The organism is Maribacter confluentis (assembly GCF_030505015.1).
Classification (GTDB): Bacteria; Bacteroidota; Bacteroidia; order Flavobacteriales; family Flavobacteriaceae; genus Maribacter; species Maribacter sedimenticola.
The window spans coordinates 3,496,032-3,515,798 of record NZ_JAUKUC010000001.1; the positions used below are offsets into that span (position 1 = coordinate 3,496,032).

At 37.5% G+C, this 19,767-nt stretch carries 16 protein-coding genes; 5 read left to right on the plus strand and 11 right to left on the minus strand.

The genetic code is table 11. The annotated features are described in order from the left end of the window. The first annotated feature begins 38 nt into the window (after window positions 1-38). The 3 genes from Q2T41_RS15310 (at window position 39) to Q2T41_RS15320 (ending at window position 3,524) form a co-directional block, all read left to right on the plus strand. On the plus strand, window positions 39-962 hold the full coding sequence (locus Q2T41_RS15310; RefSeq protein ID WP_304436786.1) for a PorP/SprF family type IX secretion system membrane protein: 924 nt from the start codon (window positions 39-41) through the stop codon (window positions 960-962). Window positions 963-972: 10 nt separating this feature from the next. Then, window positions 973-2,916 (plus strand): OmpA family protein, encoded by a 1,944-nt coding sequence (locus Q2T41_RS15315; RefSeq protein WP_304436787.1) that lies wholly within the window; start codon window positions 973-975, stop codon window positions 2,914-2,916. Between the two features lie 206 nt (window positions 2,917-3,122). Then, complete coding sequence (locus tag Q2T41_RS15320) at window positions 3,123-3,524, plus strand: TerB family tellurite resistance protein (RefSeq protein ID WP_304436788.1); 402 nt, start codon at window positions 3,123-3,125, stop codon at window positions 3,522-3,524. On the opposite strand, the gene Q2T41_RS15325 is transcribed toward Q2T41_RS15320, so the two are convergent. Next, window positions 3,521-4,789 (minus strand): DUF2254 domain-containing protein, encoded by a 1,269-nt coding sequence (locus Q2T41_RS15325; RefSeq protein ID WP_304436789.1) that lies wholly within the window; start codon window positions 4,787-4,789, stop codon window positions 3,521-3,523. The two genes, Q2T41_RS15320 and Q2T41_RS15325, sit on opposite strands and share 4 nt — an antisense overlap. Window positions 4,790-4,998: 209 nt before the next feature. Between Q2T41_RS15325 and Q2T41_RS15330 the strand changes: the two genes are divergently transcribed. Next, on the plus strand, window positions 4,999-5,424 hold the full coding sequence (locus tag Q2T41_RS15330) for an Hsp20/alpha crystallin family protein (protein WP_144805179.1): 426 nt from the start codon (window positions 4,999-5,001) through the stop codon (window positions 5,422-5,424). Between the two features lie 69 nt (window positions 5,425-5,493). Here the strand turns inward: Q2T41_RS15330 and Q2T41_RS15335 are convergent, their stop codons facing one another. The 7 genes from Q2T41_RS15335 to Q2T41_RS15365 form a co-directional block, all read right to left on the minus strand. Next, complete coding sequence (locus Q2T41_RS15335) at window positions 5,494-7,020, minus strand: M20/M25/M40 family metallo-hydrolase (protein WP_304436790.1); 1,527 nt, start codon at window positions 7,018-7,020, stop codon at window positions 5,494-5,496. A gap of 133 nt (window positions 7,021-7,153) precedes the next feature. Then, on the minus strand, window positions 7,154-9,145 hold the full coding sequence (gene uvrB, locus Q2T41_RS15340) for an excinuclease ABC subunit UvrB (RefSeq protein WP_089262192.1): 1,992 nt from the start codon (window positions 9,143-9,145) through the stop codon (window positions 7,154-7,156). Between the two features lie 159 nt (window positions 9,146-9,304). Then, window positions 9,305-10,774, minus strand: a complete 1,470-nt coding sequence (locus Q2T41_RS15345; protein ID WP_304436791.1) for a T9SS type B sorting domain-containing protein — start codon at window positions 10,772-10,774, stop codon at window positions 9,305-9,307. Between the two features lie 15 nt (window positions 10,775-10,789). After that, window positions 10,790-12,223, minus strand: a complete 1,434-nt coding sequence (locus Q2T41_RS15350) for a T9SS type B sorting domain-containing protein (RefSeq protein WP_304436792.1) — start codon at window positions 12,221-12,223, stop codon at window positions 10,790-10,792. 4 nt (window positions 12,224-12,227) lie between these two features. Continuing rightward, a complete protein-coding gene (locus tag Q2T41_RS15355) occupies window positions 12,228-13,994 on the minus strand; it encodes a T9SS type B sorting domain-containing protein (RefSeq protein WP_304436793.1) in 1,767 nt (588 codons plus the stop codon). 95 nt (window positions 13,995-14,089) lie between these two features. Beyond that, entirely contained in the window at window positions 14,090-14,923 is an 834-nt protein-coding gene (locus Q2T41_RS15360) for an ABC transporter permease (protein WP_304436794.1), read from the minus strand. Between the two features lie 10 nt (window positions 14,924-14,933). Then, window positions 14,934-15,836: an ABC transporter ATP-binding protein gene (locus tag Q2T41_RS15365; RefSeq protein WP_304436795.1), complete on the minus strand. Its 903-nt coding sequence runs from the start codon at window positions 15,834-15,836 to the stop codon at window positions 14,934-14,936. Window positions 15,837-15,927: 91 nt separating this feature from the next. Here Q2T41_RS15365 and Q2T41_RS15370 point away from each other — a divergent pair, with 91 nt between their 5' ends. Next, window positions 15,928-17,010 (plus strand): hypothetical protein, encoded by a 1,083-nt coding sequence (locus tag Q2T41_RS15370; protein ID WP_089262182.1) that lies wholly within the window; start codon window positions 15,928-15,930, stop codon window positions 17,008-17,010. An 80-nt stretch (window positions 17,011-17,090) separates the two neighbouring features. Here Q2T41_RS15370 and Q2T41_RS15375 read toward each other — a convergent pair whose 3' ends face one another. From Q2T41_RS15375 to Q2T41_RS15385, 3 genes are read right to left on the minus strand one after another with little or no spacing between them, the layout of a single operon-like run. Next, a complete protein-coding gene (locus Q2T41_RS15375) occupies window positions 17,091-18,149 on the minus strand; it encodes a nucleoid-associated protein (protein ID WP_304436796.1) in 1,059 nt (352 codons plus the stop codon). A 60-nt stretch (window positions 18,150-18,209) separates the two neighbouring features. After that, on the minus strand, window positions 18,210-18,707 hold the full coding sequence (locus Q2T41_RS15380) for an IS1096 element passenger TnpR family protein (RefSeq protein ID WP_304436797.1): 498 nt from the start codon (window positions 18,705-18,707) through the stop codon (window positions 18,210-18,212). Then, window positions 18,697-19,767, minus strand: a complete 1,071-nt coding sequence (locus Q2T41_RS15385; RefSeq protein WP_304436798.1) for a COX15/CtaA family protein — start codon at window positions 19,765-19,767, stop codon at window positions 18,697-18,699. The genes Q2T41_RS15380 and Q2T41_RS15385 overlap by 11 nt, the downstream gene beginning before the upstream one ends.

The window sequence follows — 19,767 nt, forward strand, 5'->3', positions numbered from 1 at the left end:
CACATTTAAATATCTCAAAACCAAAAACGATTAATCACATGAAGAATTATATAACGATTATAGCATCTTTTGCCTGCTTGTTGTTCCTGACGACCACAGTGGTCAGAGGGCAGCAACGGCCACAATACACTCAATATATGTACAATACCCAAACCTTGAACCCCGGTTATACGGGTACTCAAGGTAAATTGGCCGCAAGCTTACTCTATAGGTCACAGTGGGTGGGTATAGATGGTTCACCGGAAACCCAAAGCTTTTCTGCCCATGGACTGGTCAAGGATAGGATTGGTGTTGGATTGACCGTTCTGAACGATAATTTGGGAGCGTCTAACAACGTGGAGGTCAATGCAAATTTTGCCTACCACATTAAAACCGGGGAGACGACCACTTTGTCATTTGGATTAAACGCCGGGTTGGATTTTTTCAATATAGATTATTCCAAAGGAAATTTTTCCAATGAATTAGATCCCGTATTTCAAGAAAATCTTAGTGAGACTAGGCCTATTGTTGGGGCGGGGGCATTTTATTTTGGTTCTAAATGGTATGTAGGCATATCAAGCAATAACTTGCTTAACTCCCGTATTTATAAAGATGATGATAACACGGTAACGGAAAGAAAGAGTCAGTATTTCCTAATGTCCGGTTATGTGTTTGATATCAGTGAATCCGTTAAGTTTAAACCTGCCATATTGGCCAAAATAGTTTCCGGGGCGCCTTTGTCCGTAGATGTTTCCGCCAATTTTCTTTTGCGTGAACGTCTAAGTCTAGGTTTGGCCTATAGGTATGATGATGCCATTAGTGCTTTGGCGGGATTCCATATTACCGATAATTTCTTTTTGGGCTATGCGTATGATTATTCGGTCACTGGCCTGGAAAACTATAACGATGGTTCTCATGAAATTATACTAACCTACAATCTAGACGGCTTGAAAAAAAGGGCATTGTCACCAAGATTCTTTTAATCCTATAATTATGAAAATAAAATTACGATATATATATATCATGTTGTGCGCATGTATGGTAATGCAGGGTCAGACCAAAGAATCCCGTGCTGATGAATTTTTTAAGAACTTTAAATTCAATAAGGCTATTGAGCTTTATGCGGAAATTGCCAATAAGGACAAGCGTATAGATGACCACGTACTTCAAAATTTGGCAGATAGTTATTTTAATATAGGTGACTATACCAATGCGGAAAAATGGTACTCCAAACTATATGTGCAAAAAGGAAATGAAATAGGGGAGAACAATATTATTAAACTTGTTCAATGTTTAAAGGCCAGCCATAATCAAGAAAGGGCAGATGAGGTACTGCTTGACTATTATAAAGATGAAGGTCGGTTGCAAATGATATTGGCGCAACGTCAACATTTGGATAGTTTACTGTTGACCGATGCAAGATTTCAAATGGATACTTTAGGTTTCAATAGTCCAAAATCTGATTTTTCGCCCGCTTTTTATAGGGATGGTTCCATTGTGTTTTCCAGTACCCGTGATTCTATAACCGCTGGGGGCAAAATTTATCCTTGGAACAATCAGCCTTATTTAGATCTTTTTATGACCGTTCCGCAAGACCCTGGTTTTGTTCCTGAAAAATTCGCGGCCAATAGAATGTCAGATTTTCATGATGCATCTGTTACCGTAACCAAAGATATGAGCCGTATTTACTTAACCCGTAACTATTATAAAAAGGGTAAGTTACAGGCCAATAATGATGGGCTATCCAATATGCAGATCGTTATGGGTAATTTGTATAACGGGGATATAGAAGATATACAATCCCTCTCTATCAACGATAAGGATTATTCATGTGGGCATCCGGCCTTAAGTTCCAATGGAAAAAAATTATACTTTACCTCTAACATGCCTGGGGGTTATGGCGGGTCAGATATTTATGTGGTGTCCTTGGATAGCGATGGTACCGTGGTGTCTCCTCCAAAAAACTTGGGACCTGCTATCAATACCAAGGGTAGGGAGATGTTTCCGTATGTAGTGAACGATGTGTTGTACTTTTCTTCTGACGGGCACTATGGTTTAGGCGGATTGGATGTGTTTAAGTCAAAGATCATCCCTAAGGATGAATACTCCTTACCGGTGAATATGGGCAAACCTTTTAATAGTAATATGGATGATTTCTCCTTGATCATAAATGAGGATTTTGATAGTGGTTATTTTGCTTCTAATAGAATGGGCGGTGTTGGTGATGATGACATATATGCATTTAAAAAAATTGATCCTAGCCATTGCCTAGTCTATTCCGGTCAGGTGTTGAATAAAATTACCAATGAACCTGTACCTTTTGCCAATATTGAAGTAAAGAATCCTACTGACGGACTTATAGAAATTCTGTTGACCGATGAACGTGGTTTTTATGAAATAGAACTCCCCTGTAATCGGGATAATAAAATGGTATTTTTTAAGGAAAGATTCTCAAAGCAACAGGTGTCTGTCATAACTACAGATAAGCCACAACCACCATCTACCGATAATCTGGTATACTTAACACCTTATGATGATATCATAGAAAAAGATGGGGCCGTTGAGAAAATAAAGGTAGATCCCATTTACTTTGACTATGACAAATCTACCATAACGGCAAGGGCTGAGATAGAATTGAAAAAGGTGCTATTTGCCATGCAGCAATTTCCTGATATAAGAATTAAGATAGAATCGCATACAGACTCCCGTGGATCGGACAGTTATAACCTGCGTTTATCTGATGATAGGGCAAAATCTACCAGGCAATATTTAATTGCCCAAGGAATTGCCCAATACAGGATATTGAGTGCTACAGGCTACGGGGAGACCATGTTGATCAATGAATGCAGTAATGGTGTTAAATGTTCAGAACAGGAGCACTTGGTAAATAGAAGATCAGATTTTATTGTATTGAAAGAGAATATCGTAAGCAAATAGGGAGTGCGGTGAATGTAATATCGGTCATGAAGTACAACCCATGGCCGGTATTATTATTTTTTGAGTTAATTTTTTGGTCGCAATAAAGAATTAATGAACTACCCTTTATATGTTTTTATGGTTTTCCAATGTTCAAGATTTAACGTGTTTTTGAAATATAGTATTCAATTTTTAGTTATTATTATGAAAATCAAGTAATTGCGATTATGCCAACAGAAAAAGAGAAGCTAAGTATATTATCGGAAATGATCGAGTTTGCAAAGGTGGACAATGAAATAAGGAGGATGGAATATGATTTTTTATTTATGGTGGCGCAACGGTTAAATATTACCAAAGAAACCTTTGATCGTTTGTTCAAGGAAAGGGTAGAGCATATTCTTCCTAAATCCCAAGCGGAACGTATAATTCAATTTCATCGCTTGGTTTTGTTGATGAATGTGGATCATCAACAAGATATTACCGAGGTTAAAAAATTACATGATATTGGCTTAAAAATGGGATTACCCCCGGGTGCAATTCAACAAGTGCTGATGATTATGCATCAATATCCCAATAAAATAGTTCCGCCAGATGTTTTGATTACTATATTTAAATCGCACTATAACTAGGACCAACTAATAAAGTCCGCATCCATTTTACTTAGGTCCCTTTCATTCTTAATGCCTTTCTCGGCATCTTTTGTCAATTGTTCTATTTCTAGCTCAATAATTTTATGATGGGAATCGTTAGCAGAAAAATTGGCTAGCGTCCGTAGCATTTGCATTAATTTGCGTACTACCGTAATATCATGTTTACAATACAGGCGGTATGTGGCCATTACGTTATATAATATTTCTGAGAACTTGGCACATTTTATCTTTACCCAATTATTACCATCATCACTTGTGATAAACTCAAATTCCCATTTTTTAGTAAGCTCAAGGAAAAGGGAAGTTAAATAATCGATCGTGTTCAAGGCGGTTCCTGGATCGTTTATACCAGGAGACATAGCCTTAATGCCAATTTCCGATAATTGCCTAAAACCATATACATAATTATCTCCTGCCAGTTCTTCGTTGCTAAAAAGCAAGGTATTGGTAATCGCATCCAAGGCATCCTCATCAAGGTTGTTTTTAGTGTAAAAGGCTTTTGTGCCATCTAATATATATTGACCCTTGAACAAATGTATGTAGATTTTTGTATCGTATTTTTTGCAAAGTTCCAACAGGTCATCGTTCAGAATTCCGTAAAAATATCCGGTTTTGTATATTTTATGGCCAGTCCAAGTATGGGTATCGGGAAATTCATTGCTTTGATTTTTTTGTGTTTTGAGCATACTTTCCAATGCAGATTTTGTCCTTGCATGAATATTGGTAAGTATGTTTCCTACTTGTATTGATTGTGAAATATGATGGATAAAATATATGAATGATGCCAAACAAAGGACAGCGAGAATAATTCCCAGCAATACTGAAAATCCGGGTGTTTGGTATTCATTTTCTTTAGGCTCCAAAGAGATAAGGATAAAAATGTTATAAAGGATGGTCGCAATATATTGCCCTAGAACTATTTGGTTTGTTTGATTTGATATTATGCCTGGTAAAACCCGAGGTGAAAAATTACTGGATGCCTGGCTCAACAATAACATAACCATAGAAAAGCTAAAGACCGTTAATGATATGAGCCCCGCTATTAATGTGCTTAGTATTGTTTTGGCCGTATCTGTATCATCTATGACCAAACTAGGTGCAACGTTCATTAAATAGTCAGAAATCCCCAACTTTTCAACATATATCATGGCAAAGGCCATTACTAATCCGGCCAATGAAATAATAGTAGGGAAAAAGGCTATTTTACTTCGAATCTTAAAAAGAAGGTTGGAAAGTTTGTCCATATAAATTAATAAAAGGTAAAACTAGTGAAGCTTGTTGCAGTAAAATAACTCTTTCCAAGAAATTAGAAGCTCATAATTAACAAATACATGTCAAAGTGTCTACCGTATCAAGGCAATATGTGTCAAAATGTCATAAAAAATGCTCTGGTATGTGCTTTGCTTATAACCTATTGTTTAATAAAAGGAATATTAATTTAAAATATACAATAATGAGTTTAGTAAAAAGAAATGATGTTTTGTTTCCTGCATTAATGAATGAAATTTTTAGACCAGATTGGTTTGGTGGAACACAGAATGTAAGAACGGCAATGCCTGCTGTTAATATCAAGGAAAATGAAGATAATTTTGAATTGGAGCTTTTTGTGCCCGGTAGGGACAAAAAAGATTTTACGGTAGAATTAGATGATTCTATTCTAACCATATCTTCTGAAATTAAGGAAGAAAAGAATGAATCGAATGAAAATTATACAAGAAGGGAATTTACTATTTCCTCTTTTAAAAGATCGTTTACTCTTCCTGAAACTGTAGCTACGGATAAGGTTGATGCTACATATGAGGGTGGTATCTTAAAATTTAACCTTCCTAAAAAGGAAGAGGCTTTACCGAAACCAAAACGAATGATCGAGTTAAAATAAGGTGTGCCTTATAATTTAGGTTGGTTAGTGTTTAGTTGAAAGGTGCTTTGAGCAATCAAAGCACTTTTTTTATGGAAGGGGTTGGGTAAGAATAGCTAGGCAGGTCCAGATACCTTCTTTGTAGTTTCCTATTCTTAGGTTTTCATTTGGCCCATGAATGTTATTGTCCGGGTTTGGAATCCTAACGGAAACAGCAGGGATGTTCAAAGTGGTGATAAAGGGTGCAATAGGCTGTGATCCGCCAGTTGTTCTCATGTTGATTATCCGATCACCAAAAATCCTTGTAAGGGCCTTATTTAAAAATGTGCCTATAGGTGAATCTATATCTGTCCTAAATGGTTTGGAGCCTATTCTGTAATTGAAGGATGCCAGTTTTTTAAATTGTGCGCGTTCTTCGTTTGTGGGCAAGGAATCTACCAAATGATATCCTTTTGATAAAATATGGCTCTTAAGAAGAGCAAGCTGTCTTTCTGCAGGTGTTTCCGGTACAAGTCTTATGTCAATTTCAATATGTACATCTTCCGGAATAATGGTACGTACTTCCTTTCCTGTCCACCCAGCTCTTAGGCCCCTAATGTTCAGTGAAGGGTATTGTAAGGCTTCTTGATAGGTGGAGCCAACTTTTTCTGGAGTGGCTATACCCAGTCTGTTGTTTAGACTTATATTGTTTTCAGGCACAGATGAAAGTGATTTTTTTTCCTTTTCCATTAAATGTACACCCTTATAAAAGTCTTTTATCAAAACACGTCCGTTTTCATCCTTAAAGCTGCTGATCAATCTTGCGGCTTCAAATACAGGATTTGGAGCATAGTTGCCGTATTGACCACTGTGCAAAGCGTAATTTGGTCCAAATACCTTAATGCTTGCCGTAACAATTCCCCGAGCACCATACGTTAATGTAGGTAAATTGGAAAGGTGTCTTGTGCCATCCATAATTAGGAGCATGTCTGATTGTAATAGTTCCTTATGTTCATTAACGGCGTATGGTAAATCCGGCGAACCTAATTCCTCCTGAAAATCCATAATGACCTTAATATCGTATTCAGGGTTTATGTCTTGTTCCTTAAGAATTTGTAAAGCGGTAATCAAGGCCATGGCCGGACCTTTGGAGTCTGATGCGGAACGTGCAAAAATTCTGTAATCATCTTTTATGAATTTATGCGCTTTTTCAAAATTCAACGTATTCCACTCTCCATTTTTAAATTCTTTGATTGTAGGTTCAAAAGGGTTACTTTGGGACCACTCTTTAGGGTCTACAGGTTGACCATCTATCTGCAAATAGAAGAGAATTGATTTTGTGTTTTTGGTGGATTTTTTCTCGGCGAAGAGTAGGGGTGCACCTGGCGATTTTATAATCCTGGTTTCAAAATTTAAAGCGGTAAAAACACTATCGCACCAATGTAAATTTGTCTGTATCTGTTCCGGAAAATTTCCATTGTTTTGTAGTCTCAAAAAATGGTGTAAATTAGTAATCGCTACGTAGAATTTTTGACTGGTAAGCGATTTTATTCGGTCATTTTCAAGGGTCTGGCCATTACAATAAAACACATTGAAATAGCTGAGTGCCATACCGCAAATTATAACCCATTTTTTCATATTTTATCTGTAAATAAGTGTTTTAGTCTTGTCTAAAAAATCACATTAATTAATTGTTTACCAGTTTGTTGAATAGTATTATATAAAGTTTTTAATTGTAATTTTAAAATTTTGGATTTTTATTGTTTTTTTTCTAATCATCTTGGTTTTGTAATGCTTTTATCTCATCCCTTAACTTTGCCGCTTGCATAAAATCAAGTTCTTTTGCGGCTTTTTCCATTGCCTTTCTTTTGTCCTTGATCATCTTCTCCACTTGCTCTTTTGTCATATAATTCAGGTCTGGTTCTGCAGCACGTAATTCCTCTTTGATAAAGTGATATGTAGAGACGGAATTTTTGGATAATACATTGTCCAAACTTTTGTTCAGGGCAGTTGGGGTTTGGTTATTTTCGGTGTTATATTTTATTTGTTTTTCCCTTCTGTAATTTGTCTCATCAATTGTTTTTTGCATACTTTGGGTTATCGTATCCGCATACATTATTGCCTTACCGTTCAAGTGCCTTGCGGCTCTACCAACCGTCTGTGTCAATGATCGGTTACTGCGTAGAAAACCCTCCTTGTCCGCATCCAAAATAGCCACCAAAGAAACCTCTGGAAGATCCAAACCTTCACGTAAAAGATTGACCCCGATCAGTACATCAAAAATACCTTTTCTAAGATCTTGCATAATCTCTACCCGTTCCAGGGTATCAACATCACTATGGATATACCTACACCTAACATTGATCCGGTCTAAGTACTTTGCCAATTCCTCGGCCATTCTTTTGGTCAATGTTGTAACCAAGGTACGTTCATCCTTTTCTACCCGTTGTTGAATTTCCTCTACCAAATCATCAATTTGATTTAAACTGGGCCTGATCTCAATTATCGGGTCCAATAATCCAGTGGGTCTGATCACCTGTTCCACATATACACCTTGACTTAATTGAAGTTCATAGTCCGCAGGTGTTGCACTCACAAATAAGACTTGGTTTTGTAGTGCTTCAAATTCCTCAAATTTTAAAGGTCTGTTATCCATTGCCGCGGGTAGCCTAAATCCATATTCAACCAAATTCACCTTTCTTGATCGGTCTCCCCCGTACATAGCATGTACCTGTGGTATAGTAACATGGCTTTCATCGATTACCATTAGATAATCGTCCGGGAAGTAGTCCAGTAAACAGAAAGGCCTTGTGCCGGGCTCCCTGCCATCTAAATATCTTGAATAGTTCTCAATTCCTGAACAATATCCCAGTTCACGAATCATTTCTAGGTCAAAATTAGTACGTTCTTCCAACCTTTTGGCCTCAAGTGGTTTTGCTATGTCCTTAAAGTATGCTATTTGTTTTACCAGGTCGTCCTGTATTTGATGAATGGCATTCTGCAATACATCCTTGGAAGTAACGAACATGTTGGCCGGATATATGGTAAGTGAGTCATATACTTCCAAAATATTATTGTTGAACGGGTCAAACGCTTCAATTTCTTCAATCTCATCGCCAAAAAAATGAATTCTGAACGCGTGGTCCGCATAGCTTGGGAATACATCTACCACATCGCCCTTTACCCTAAAATTACCATTTTTAAAATCTGCCATGGTCCTGGAATAAAGAGACTGTACCAATAGGTGCATAAGTTTGGTCCTAGCAATGACTTGGTCTTTTTTTATTGAGATCACATTTTTTTGAAATTCTACTGGGTTACCAATACCATATAGGCAAGATACTGAGGCAATCACAATAACGTCACGCCTTCCTGAAAGTAGTGATGAGGTGGTACTAAGTCGTAATTTTTCAATATCCTCATTGATGGAAAGATCCTTTTCTATGTAAACACCGCTTGTAGGTATAAAGGCTTCTGGTTGATAATAGTCGTAATATGACACAAAATACTCTACCGCATTATCTGGGAAAAATTGTTTAAATTCAGAATATAATTGTGCCGCCAATGTCTTATTATGGGCCAATATCAACGTAGGTTTTTGAACTTGCTCGATTACATTGGCCACGGTAAATGTCTTTCCGGAACCAGTAACCCCTAATAACGTCTGAAATTTTTCTTCCTCATTAAGGCCTTTTACCAATTGTTGAATGGCATTGGGTTGATCACCTGTAGGTTTAAATTCTGATACTACTTTAAATTTCATGTATGTAAGTGCTCTTTTAAATGGGGCGTTGCGCCTTTATCCAATTATCTATTCTTGTACTATGGTATTGAGTGGTATTTGGGGTATGGTAAAACCAATCCTTTAGTTAAAAATACAAAAGTCAAGAACTATAATAGACGTATTATTAAAGGATTTCTTTCAACGCTTTAAGGAAAAATGTCCTAAAATATCTTGCCGATTGATAAATGTGGCCTTAAACCAGTAGTCCGTCTCCGGTAGGGGGGTGTTGTTAAAATGACCATCCCATCCTTTGCCGTTAGGGTTAATTTGATGTATAAAATTCCCATACCGATCATAAATAAAAATGAGGTCTATGACAGATTCAAAATTTTCTGGGGGCTGTATAAACTGCCAGAAGTCGTTTATACCGTCACCATTTGGCGTAAAAAAGGATGGAAAATCTTTGGCGTCAATATCCCTATCCACTGTTCTTTGGGTAATGCCGCAACCGTTTTTATCCCGCACATATGCCGTATGTTGGCCGTACGGAATCCCGGTAAATATTGGGGAGTCTTGGTAGGGGCCATCACTATCGTCCAATGCGTATTCATATTGCCCCCCTCCTGTAGCAACTATGGTAATATCCTTGCTATTTGTGAAGTTTAAAACATCGATTTTTATAATGGTAGCTGGTTCTGAGGATACTACATCAAAAAGTTTGGAATTGGAGCATTCAATTGTTCCATTTTCCGTTTCAATTACGTTAAAGGCTTCTAGCCGATATCGGCCAGGGCCTAAAATATCAACATTTCTTGATTGGCTCAACAAGGTCTCTTCACTACCACTATTGGTTTTGTACCATCTAAATCCGTCCGCAAGGTCATTGGTCATAATTCTATATGGTAGTTCGTCACTACATATACCTACCGTATTGGGCAGTTCAATTTGTGGGGCAGGGTATATAAATGTTCCGGTAACATCATCTATATAGGGGTCACAGATATATAGATCCATACTAGTGGTAAAAACTTCCTCTATGCAGCCCGTAGGTGCACCATGTTCATTATAGGGAGTTACCGTAACATAAATATTTGCATTTTGTGGTAAATCATTTGGGGGATCGTAGCTTAGTGTATTTTTCATGTCCATGGCATTAACGATATCCGTACCATTTGGTTCCGTACCTATGGATAAAATGTAACCTGTTGCCGTGGGTGCGTATGCCCATTCAATATCCGTTATAATAGTTACACTGGCTGCATTATTATCCGGTGTCACCAAAATGGAGCAATCTGGCGGGGTGGTTACGGGTATTGTGGTAAACGAGATTTCCTGACAGCCAATAGGAGGTCCGTCATATGGAACAAGACTTAAAGTGGCGTATAACAGACTGTTGGCAGGTAAACCCACTGGCGGTGTATAGAACGTATTCGTTCCTATTGGTTTTGCATTGAGGATATCCTTTCCTTGGGGAGTGGTACCTATGGACAATATATAACCATTGTATCCTATAACTTGAGGCCATGTAAATGTAGCATTTACGGCAATGTCCGTGTCGCCATTTAAAGGAAAGGTAAACTCTGGGCAATCATTTTGTGCAACAACTAAGGCGTACATAAATAACAAAGCCAATGAACTTGTACAACGGAACCATTTTTTTAAGTTCATTTGAATTTGTCTAGGTTAACGTTTTAGGCTAAAATGTCCCTTAATCATTTTGTTGGAGAACATTTGGGCCTTAAACCAATAATCAGCCTCGGGTGCATCCTTACCATTAAAAGTACCGTCCCATCCATTTGATTGTGGATTTACCTGTGCCAATAAGTTGCCATACCTATCGAAAATATGAATATATTCAATGTTAGGGTCCTTTTTGCGCTTCTCCTCTGTTATGTTCCAATAATCATTAATGTTATCTCCATTGGGCGTAAAAAATGCCGGGAAATCCTTCGGTTCCAATTTCTCTTCCACGGGTCGCTTACTTATGCCACACCCTAGTTTATCCCGAACATATACAATACGGTCTCCAGGGGCAATACCTATAAAAACAGGGCTATCCTGAAATCCAAATTCAGCACTTTCCAATGAATATTCAACGGGGGTTGGACTTTTTGCCACGACTTCTATCCGGTATTGATCGGCATCCCTTGAAATTATAACATTTTCAATTACCGGTATGTCCGAATTGACAACTTCGAATATTTTACTGACCGGACATTCTATAGTGGCTCCAAATTCAGATACGGTATTGAACAATTCCAACCTGTAGAACCCTACTTCGTTATATTCCATACTTGCCGTATTGGATATGACTTGTTCAGTGCCATTTTCATTTATTTTATACCATCTGTATCCCCTTGCGATATCATTGGCCTTGTAAATAGCACTTGGAGCGGATGTACAGAATGGTATCCTGTCCGGTATGGAAATAGAAGGAAAGTCATTGGAATTGCATTGAACGGTGGGCACCCCCGTAGTAAAGGATTCTTCCGTACAGTTGAGCGCCATACCGTACTCATTAAGAGGAACGACCCTAACATATATGGTCTGATCTAAGGCAAAATTTTGGTCTGCCCTGTAAAAAAGAGTGTTTCCGGTTTCGTGGTTTTCGATAATGTTATAATTACCTGGGCTTTCACCAATTGATATGCTGTAGTTGGTGGCTCCATAGGCATAGTTCCATTTAATATTCGTATCTACCCTAACTTCAGATTCGCCATTTAATGGAGAGGCCAATGTGGTACAATTTGGAGGTTCGGAAATAGATGCGGTATCAAAAACTTTTAAGGGGCATACCTTGATAGGGGCATCGGGCAAAAAAAGACTAATGGTTACGTAGATACGTGTATTGGCGGGTAAGCCTATTTCCGGCTGATAATAATTATTCAGTCCAGATGACCTTCTATTGATAATTTCACCTCCGCCAGGGGTTGTTCCCAAAGAAACCAAATACCCAATAATTCCGTCTACTTCTGTCCAGGTAATCAGGTTGTCCAAAGGTACATTGATGTCACCATCCAAAGGGGAAGTCATTGTAGGGCATTCTTGGGCCAAGCTAAGCGACATATTGAGGCCAAACCCTATGTAAATAATAAACAAAATGTATTTTTTGTTCATAATATTACCTTTTCAATGAAAAATGGCCTTTGAATATTTTGTTGGAGAACATTTGGGCCTTAAACCAATAATCTGCTTCAGGCAATTGTTTGCCATTATATGAACCGTCCCAACCATTGGAGTCGGAGTTAAAGATAAAGATCAGATTGCCATACTTATCAAAAATATGAACAGTAGCAATCTTGTCATTATCTAATTCTAATACGGGTAGATAGTTCCACAAATCATTGATTCCATCACCATTTGGTGTAAAAAATTCAGGAAATCCATTGATTGTAGGGTCATATTCCAATATTCTAGATGATGTACCGCATCCATTTTTATCGCGTACATACACAATGTGTGTCTCTAATGACTGTCCGCTGAATAAATTTATATCTTGATAAGGTCCCTGCTCATTATCCAAACTATATTCATAATCTCCCACGTTATCGGTCATTATTTCATAGCTTAAAGAATTGGCTTGTTGGGTTACCACCACATCCTTGATGGTTGGTTGGACAGAAATTTCTACTTCAAAATAGGTAGTTGTGGCGCATTCAAACGTATTATTGGCATCATTAATAATATTGAAGGCCTCCAAGGCATAGTTGCCCTCTTCTAGGATTACAATTTCTTTGGTCGTGCTTAACAAGGTCTCCCTTCCATTCTCTTCCACTTTGTACCATCTATAACCATCTGCATTTATTGGTGCAGTAATGGTATTATTGGAGGTATTACTGCAGAGCGCAATTTTTTCAGGAAGGGTAAATTCTGGATTAAGTACGGTCAGTTCCCCTGAAACCATATCATAATAGGGGCCACATCCAATTAAAGTGGAAAAGGTTTCTTGTAGGCAACCAAGGGCATCACCTGCTTGATTAAATGGAGTAATGGTTACGAAGAAAGTTCGGTTGGGTTCAAAATCAATAATTACGGTAGACGTTTTGTAAAATATTGCATTGTCTAAAATATTACTGTCAAAAGGAGAAGTGCCAATAGTTATCCTATAGCCGGTAGCATTTTCAACAGGGGTCCATTCCAGAAACGGGCTGAGGGGTACATTGGTCTCTCCGTCCAAAGGAGTAATCAAACTGGAACAATTGGGTAGTTGTGCTTCTGGCGCCGTTATAAAGTTGAACGCGGTGCAATTTATTGTTGTTCCCAACCTGTTGTAGGGTAAAATTGTTATGTAAAGGGTCGTTTCCGCCGGAAAATCATTGACCGGGTTATAGGTCAAGGCATTTGCAACATCCAGATTGTCTATAATTTCCCTGCCATTCATTGTAGTACCAATGCTTATTCTGTATCCGGTAGCGTTTGGTGAAGCCGCCCATATAATATTCGTTGCAGGGTTGACGTTGTTTGCGTTATTTAAAGGCAACTGAAGGCTGGTGCACTGTGGAATTTCGGTTAATGGGGCAGTTGTAAATCTTTGCGTTTCGCACACTACGGTAGGCCTATTAAAGAAAAAGAGCGATATGGTTACGTATACCTCTGTATTTTCAGGAAGTCCCAAAGGCGGCGTATAGGTAGTGGATGCTCCAACATTTTTTTTGTTTAAGAGATCTGTTCCGCCAGGGGTGGTACCAATGGATAGTATATAACCCGGAACCCCGGTTATTGGTTCCCAATTGATTGTAGTATTGACATCTACCTGGGTAGCTCCATCCAATGGACTTAACAATTTAGGACATTCTTGGGCAATACATAAGGAGCTCATACATAACATCAGGAAAAATAAGGGCATAGCCAATATTCTGGATAGTTCCAAGTCCTGTTTTGTTTTCATAGCGTGCTCGTAATTACTACAATATACTATAAAAAGAAAATTATGTCTTTACAATTCTGTTTAAATAAGTCTTAAGGTCGATATAGGAACTGAAATTAAAGGTCACGCTTTTTAAGTAGGCCATAGGATAAATACACAAACAATGCCGTCCATACCAGTACAATGAGTACTTCATACCAGTAGGTGTTATAATTCAGGGCAACCTCGGTACCTATTTGGTGGGCTACGGATTGCACAGCGCCCAATCTGGAGAACGGCTCTTTTATAAGATTGAACATTGATTGTAGCGGAAAGAAATTCATAATGATATCCGTGGTTTCTTCATCAAAAAATTTCCAACGTAGAATTCCCCTAAAAATACCTTCAAAAACTTGCCATAAAATCAAGAAGCCCAAGGCAAACGCGGAACGCTTTACCAAAATGCCCAAGAAGAGGCAGAATGAGAAAAAGCCCATGAGTTTAATGAAGAAAATGGGAAGAAATTTTAAATCTGTAACTATGATTACAAACTCATTGTAATCACTATATACCAAGCCCAATATTAAGGATACTACAAATACGAATATTGTGGATATCAGTGAAAATGAAATTACGGTCAAAAATTTGGACAGGATAAATTCTTTTTTGGACAGGCCGTCTATCAAATTCTGTTTTATGGTCTTATTGCTGTATTCGTTAGACATCATACTCACAATAACAATTGCTAAAAACAATTTAAAAAAAGCGGTTATGAAGGTATTGAAATGCCATATATAGGGAAAGTTGAAAATACCTTGGTCCGCCAAATGAAACTGTACGGGACCTATATCAAATTTTATGGCCGCAAACAGCGCAATGGAAGTCAATAGGGCAAAATAGGAAATGATCAGTACCTTGCTGGCCCTGTTGTTCCATAATTTTATAAATTCTATTTGTAGTAAACGTATCATTGGTTGTGTATTAGGCGGTTGCATTTTTGGTTAGTTGTAAAAACTGCTCTTCCAAACTTTCTTTTCTCTTGACAAGGTGAGATACCACAATGCCGTTTTCAAATAGTAATTTGTTCAATGTCTGTGCATCCAACTCTGCGGTTAGAAATGCTGTTATCAATCCGTTGAAGTGTTTAACCTCCCCAAAATTAGAATTGGATTCTAAATATGCGGTCAATGCGTCCATGTTGGTCGTCCTTAATTCAAAGAAGCCAAAACTGGCCTGAAGACTGTCTACCCTACCAGAATATAATTTTACACCCTTTCTTAGTATGATAACATGACTGCAGACTTTTTCCACTTCGTCCAATAGATGGGAGGCTAAAAGTATGGTAGTGCCTTGGGCGGCTATGGTTTTTATAATTTCCCTAATTTGATGAATACCCTGTGGGTCCAAACCGTTGGTTGGTTCGTCCAATATTAGTATCTCCGGGTCATTAAGTAGGGCAGAGGCTATGGCCAAACGTTGCTTCATTCCTAAGGAAAAAGTTTTGAACTTACTGTCTTTCCTGTCCAAAAGGCCAACCAGATCTAATTTCTCCTCGATTTTGTCTTCTTTTACTTCCTTTATTTTACATACCAGTCTAAGGTTCTGTACCGCGGTCATATAGGGATAAAAGTTGGGTCGTTCTATAATGGCACCTACTTTTTTCAGGGCATTGTGAGTTGACAATGCGCCATTGAACCAGGCAAATTCGCCACTGGTTCTATTCACTACATTTAAAACAATGCCCAATGTGGTGGATTTTCCGCTACCGTTAGGGCCTAGAATACCATAAACGTTACCTTTCTCAATGGTGAACGATAAATCTTTAACGGCTGTAAGCGACCCAAATTTTTTGGTGAGGTTGTGTACGGTCAGTATAGAATTCAAAATAGGTTGATGTTTTTTGATTGATATACCTAGTTGACGAAGAAAGCCTAACTTTGTTACAAGTTATACCTTAGTAATTTATATCAATAGTATGTCAGAAGAACGTTTAATGTCTAAAAAGAAACCGGCATATCCCGTTAGTGAGGCCCTGGATGGCTATTTGGAACATTATAGCAGAAAAACGGAAATTCCTATCTTTTACGAAGACCTTCTTCGTTTTTCCGGTTCTGTAGTAGTATATGACAATGAGGATGAGGATACATTATGGATCAGGGTATATTATTCTGAATATGATCGAAAGGAAATAGATGATTCCCTTAAAAAAGTCTATTCCATTTTACATTCCGATGGTAGTAATAACATTAATCAATACCTCAATGTAGATGCAGTCGATTTTTGCACTTTTGGTAATTCTAAACCGTTCCGGATAAAAATCAGGAATATTTTGAACGACAATTTCACCTATTTCTATATTAAAAAGACAGATGCTTCCCGTATCTATGGGTTGGAGCTAGAACATATGCTATCTCCCTATAACCTTAACTTTTTAGTATATAAGGATACATTGATAGAGGAACATATTGCAGGCATTCCCGGAGATGAGTTTATAAAAACAATGCTACCCAAATGTACAGAGCCAGAAAAGGCCCAATTGGCCAAGGAGTTCGTAAAATTTAACGAACGGTGCATGATAAGGCTGTTGGGAGATATGCGGTCATACAATTACGTTATTGTACCAACCCATGATTTTGATCATGTAGTATACAAAATACGGGCAATAGACTTTGATCAACAATGCTTTGAAGGAAAGCTAAAAATATATAGACCACAGTTCTTTAAGGAGAACTATAAAATGGTAGAGTTGGTCAGGAACAAATTAACGAGGGATTCCGTAGATCAATATAAACTGGAAGAACGTTCCATGGTGGCCAAACGTATCTTAAGTTCAGGGAACAGAATAAAGAAACTTAGGGCCATATGTAAAACAGATGTAATATCTACCGATCAAAATATTAAGATGTTGCGAGACCAAATAGAGGAACTGACCATGGATATGGATTTTAAGAACTGTACCACTATGGGCGAAGTATTGGATTTGGCACTCAATTTTGTGAGAAGAAATTATGAGGATGTTAGTTTAAAACAGATAATGGAGAACAACATCAAGATATGACCTTGAATTCTAAAAAACAATAAAGACCGCTATACAATAATATATTGAATAGCGGTCTTTATTTGAGTAAAGGCACCAATTTAACTTTTCTGTTCTTTGTTGAAATACACCAAATAATAATACATTTGTCTTTCTTCATCCCATCCTTTTTCAACGAATTTCTCTGCAGATTCAGGATTGATAAAATCCAATTTAATTTGAATATTGGTATCTAAATTAATGACATTCTTGATTTTTTTACGGGCATCTGAAACTGCTTTGTTGGCAATGTCAAAATTAGAAACATCCTCTATACTGTATTTAGGACCTTTTTCCGTTTTATAGTGCTTAAATTCCGGAATCAGTTCCGGATTTTCCATGACCTCGTTCAGGAAAGAGGATTCTTCAAAAGAATCATTTTTTGCAAAATGGTTAACCGCACGGTTCATGAACAACACTTCTTGTTGTTTGTCCTCTGCGGGAAGGACCACATCCTTGGCAAAATTTTGGCAGAACTTAAGGTAGTTTTTGGTCTTGAAATTGTCATCGGCCAAAGGGTATACACCCAAAAAGTTCTCTATCCAATATTTAGTATCGTATTTGTTACTGTCCACTGACAATACTTTATAACCTTCTTCCTTATCGACATTAAAAATTAAGCAACCCTTATCCAATTTATTGATATTGATGCCTTGTTGTATAATGATATCCAAATTGGAATCTTTTTCCTCAAACTGAATAAAATCATGTTTAAGCTCACTTTTGAAAATACCCAACGCATCTACTTTTTTGTTGTCCAAAAGCAAACCGGTAAGATAAGCTACATAAACCTCTCCGCTCTTGATATGGGGGTGGTTGGATTGTTCAAAAAGTAAGGAGGCTATTTTTTTGGAATTTATGTGCGCAGTTGAAGGATCGGCAAAAATTGCACTTGAAATCTTATGAAGCTCATTGAACTCCACATCTACCTCATTGGCCAGTTTATAATAGTTTTCTTCCTTTTCACGAAAAGGCTTAAAGAAATATTCCTTTAATAAACCAGTGGTTTCATCATTAAGTCTAAAAGGCTCCTCAGATAAGAAAATGCCCTCATTTTTATTTTTATTACCAACTCTATGAATAGAAATACTTTCAATTTGGGTTGCATATAAGTTGATCATATATTGTATTTGTTTATAGGGTTGTTCTGCTTTTAAAACTTGTGAAAGTTGTACAAGTTCCTAGTTCCAATTTTCATCGAAATCAAGGTCGTCATAACTATCGAAGGTATCATCAAAATCAAAGGCACTTTCATCTGCCTCAAATTTTTTTTCTGGTGGTGTTTCGGGCAATTCGCCAAAGGAAAACAATACATTGGGATAGGCCCTACCGTCTTCTTTTTCTTCAATATCGGCCAATTCAACAAAAAATGTCCACATGTTCATAAAATCATAGACATAGATCAATTTTGGACTCTTTTCTGTCATGATATCCTCTAAAAAGGTTTCGTTCATCAACCTTACATTAGATCCAGATTCGCTCATGTCAAAAAGTGCTATTTCCTCGTCTTGTCTCCAATCTTCGTCACAGGTATAAAAAGAAGCCATTTCATTGCCCAGAAATCCAAACGCCTGTGTAATGGCGTTATGAAAATCTTCTAATGAATTATGCGATTCTATTTCCAAATCTCGGAAAATATCGTCATCAGCATCTAAAATTATACGAATTTTATAAATCATACTGTTTTTTTTGTGGGAGGGCAAAGTTACGAAGTTTTGGAGTTTTTCTAGGCATCAATGCATCTAAAACAATGTAAAACTGCACCCCAAAGAGAATGGACGCAATGACCAGATGAAGCGGCTGACTGGTAACCGGAAAATTAAGATAATTCATTGCCATACCGGTAAGGACCTCAACGCATAACAAGAAAAGTACCCAGTATATTTTAATATGGCCCAAGTTCAATTTAGTGATCCTATAGGCCAAATAAATATTGGTGGCGATTACCAAAATGGAAAAAGATCGGTGTATGTAAAACAAAAGTTCCGGATTCTTTAACCAGGAACTTTTGGCATCATACCCAAAAATATCTATTTGCCCATCAACAAATTGTCTTACTTGTGTACCCATTATAATTTGAACAAGGGTAATGCCCAATGCAAACAAGCATAGATATAGGGTGTTGTTATCGTAGTAAATATGCTTGTTTTCGGTATTGGCCAAATATATAATATAGAGTAACAAAGCTACAATGACCAGGGCCATAAACATATGTACCGTAATCTTCACCGGTTCTAGAACGGAGTATACCACCGTAGCACCCAACCATGCTTGAAAGGCCATACCAAAGACAACCAACCAAGCAAATATTGGAATACGTTTTTTCTTTTTCCAATATTTTACGGATGCTATGGCCAAAATTAATGTGGCCAGGCCTGCAACCGCTCCTATCAATCTATTTATATATTCTATCCAAGTATGCCAAGGATTAAATTCTGCATAATCATGTTTGGTGTACAATTCCCAATGGTTTGGATTGAACGTTTTTTGTGTAGTAAAGGATTCTTTCGCAACCTGTAAAGTTTCGCGCCAAATGATTACCTGACCTTTTTCAAAGAATTTATTTGGTTTCCATTGTAATTCCTCAACTTCTGTTGGCGGTATGTAAAAACCAAAACATTTTGGCCAATCTGGACAACCCATGCCGCTACCGGTCATTCTAACCACTGCACCGGCCACAATTACTAGATAAACTAAGATTAAAGATATCTTTGCAATTCTTCTAAACGTAATGACCAT

Bases quoted from the DNA above. Each gene is read 5' to 3' on its own strand.
- Q2T41_RS15385 (WP_304436798.1), bottom strand. From the start codon at position 19,767: ATGGTCATTACGTTTAGAAGAATTGCAAAGATATCTTTAATCTTAGTT.
- Q2T41_RS15330 (WP_144805179.1), top strand. From the start codon at position 4,999: ATGAGTTTAGTAAAAAGAAATGATGTTTTGTTTCCTGCATTAATGAAT.
- Q2T41_RS15360 (WP_304436794.1), bottom strand. From the start codon at position 14,923: ATGATACGTTTACTACAAATAGAATTTATAAAATTATGGAACAACAGG.
- Q2T41_RS15355 (WP_304436793.1), bottom strand. From the start codon at position 13,994: ATGAAAACAAAACAGGACTTGGAACTATCCAGAATATTGGCTATGCCC.
- Q2T41_RS15320 (WP_304436788.1), top strand. From the start codon at position 3,123: ATGCCAACAGAAAAAGAGAAGCTAAGTATATTATCGGAAATGATCGAG.
- uvrB (WP_089262192.1), bottom strand. From the start codon at position 9,145: ATGAAATTTAAAGTAGTATCAGAATTTAAACCTACAGGTGATCAACCC.
- Q2T41_RS15370 (WP_089262182.1), top strand. From the start codon at position 15,928: ATGTCAGAAGAACGTTTAATGTCTAAAAAGAAACCGGCATATCCCGTT.
- Q2T41_RS15345 (WP_304436791.1), bottom strand. From the start codon at position 10,774: ATGAACTTAAAAAAATGGTTCCGTTGTACAAGTTCATTGGCTTTGTTA.
- Q2T41_RS15375 (WP_304436796.1), bottom strand. From the start codon at position 18,149: ATGATCAACTTATATGCAACCCAAATTGAAAGTATTTCTATTCATAGA.
- Q2T41_RS15325 (WP_304436789.1), bottom strand. From the start codon at position 4,789: ATGGACAAACTTTCCAACCTTCTTTTTAAGATTCGAAGTAAAATAGCC.
- Q2T41_RS15350 (WP_304436792.1), bottom strand. From the start codon at position 12,223: ATGAACAAAAAATACATTTTGTTTATTATTTACATAGGGTTTGGCCTC.
- Q2T41_RS15335 (WP_304436790.1), bottom strand. From the start codon at position 7,020: ATGAAAAAATGGGTTATAATTTGCGGTATGGCACTCAGCTATTTCAAT.
- Q2T41_RS15315 (WP_304436787.1), top strand. From the start codon at position 973: ATGAAAATAAAATTACGATATATATATATCATGTTGTGCGCATGTATG.
- Q2T41_RS15380 (WP_304436797.1), bottom strand. From the start codon at position 18,707: ATGATTTATAAAATTCGTATAATTTTAGATGCTGATGACGATATTTTC.
- Q2T41_RS15310 (WP_304436786.1), top strand. From the start codon at position 39: ATGAAGAATTATATAACGATTATAGCATCTTTTGCCTGCTTGTTGTTC.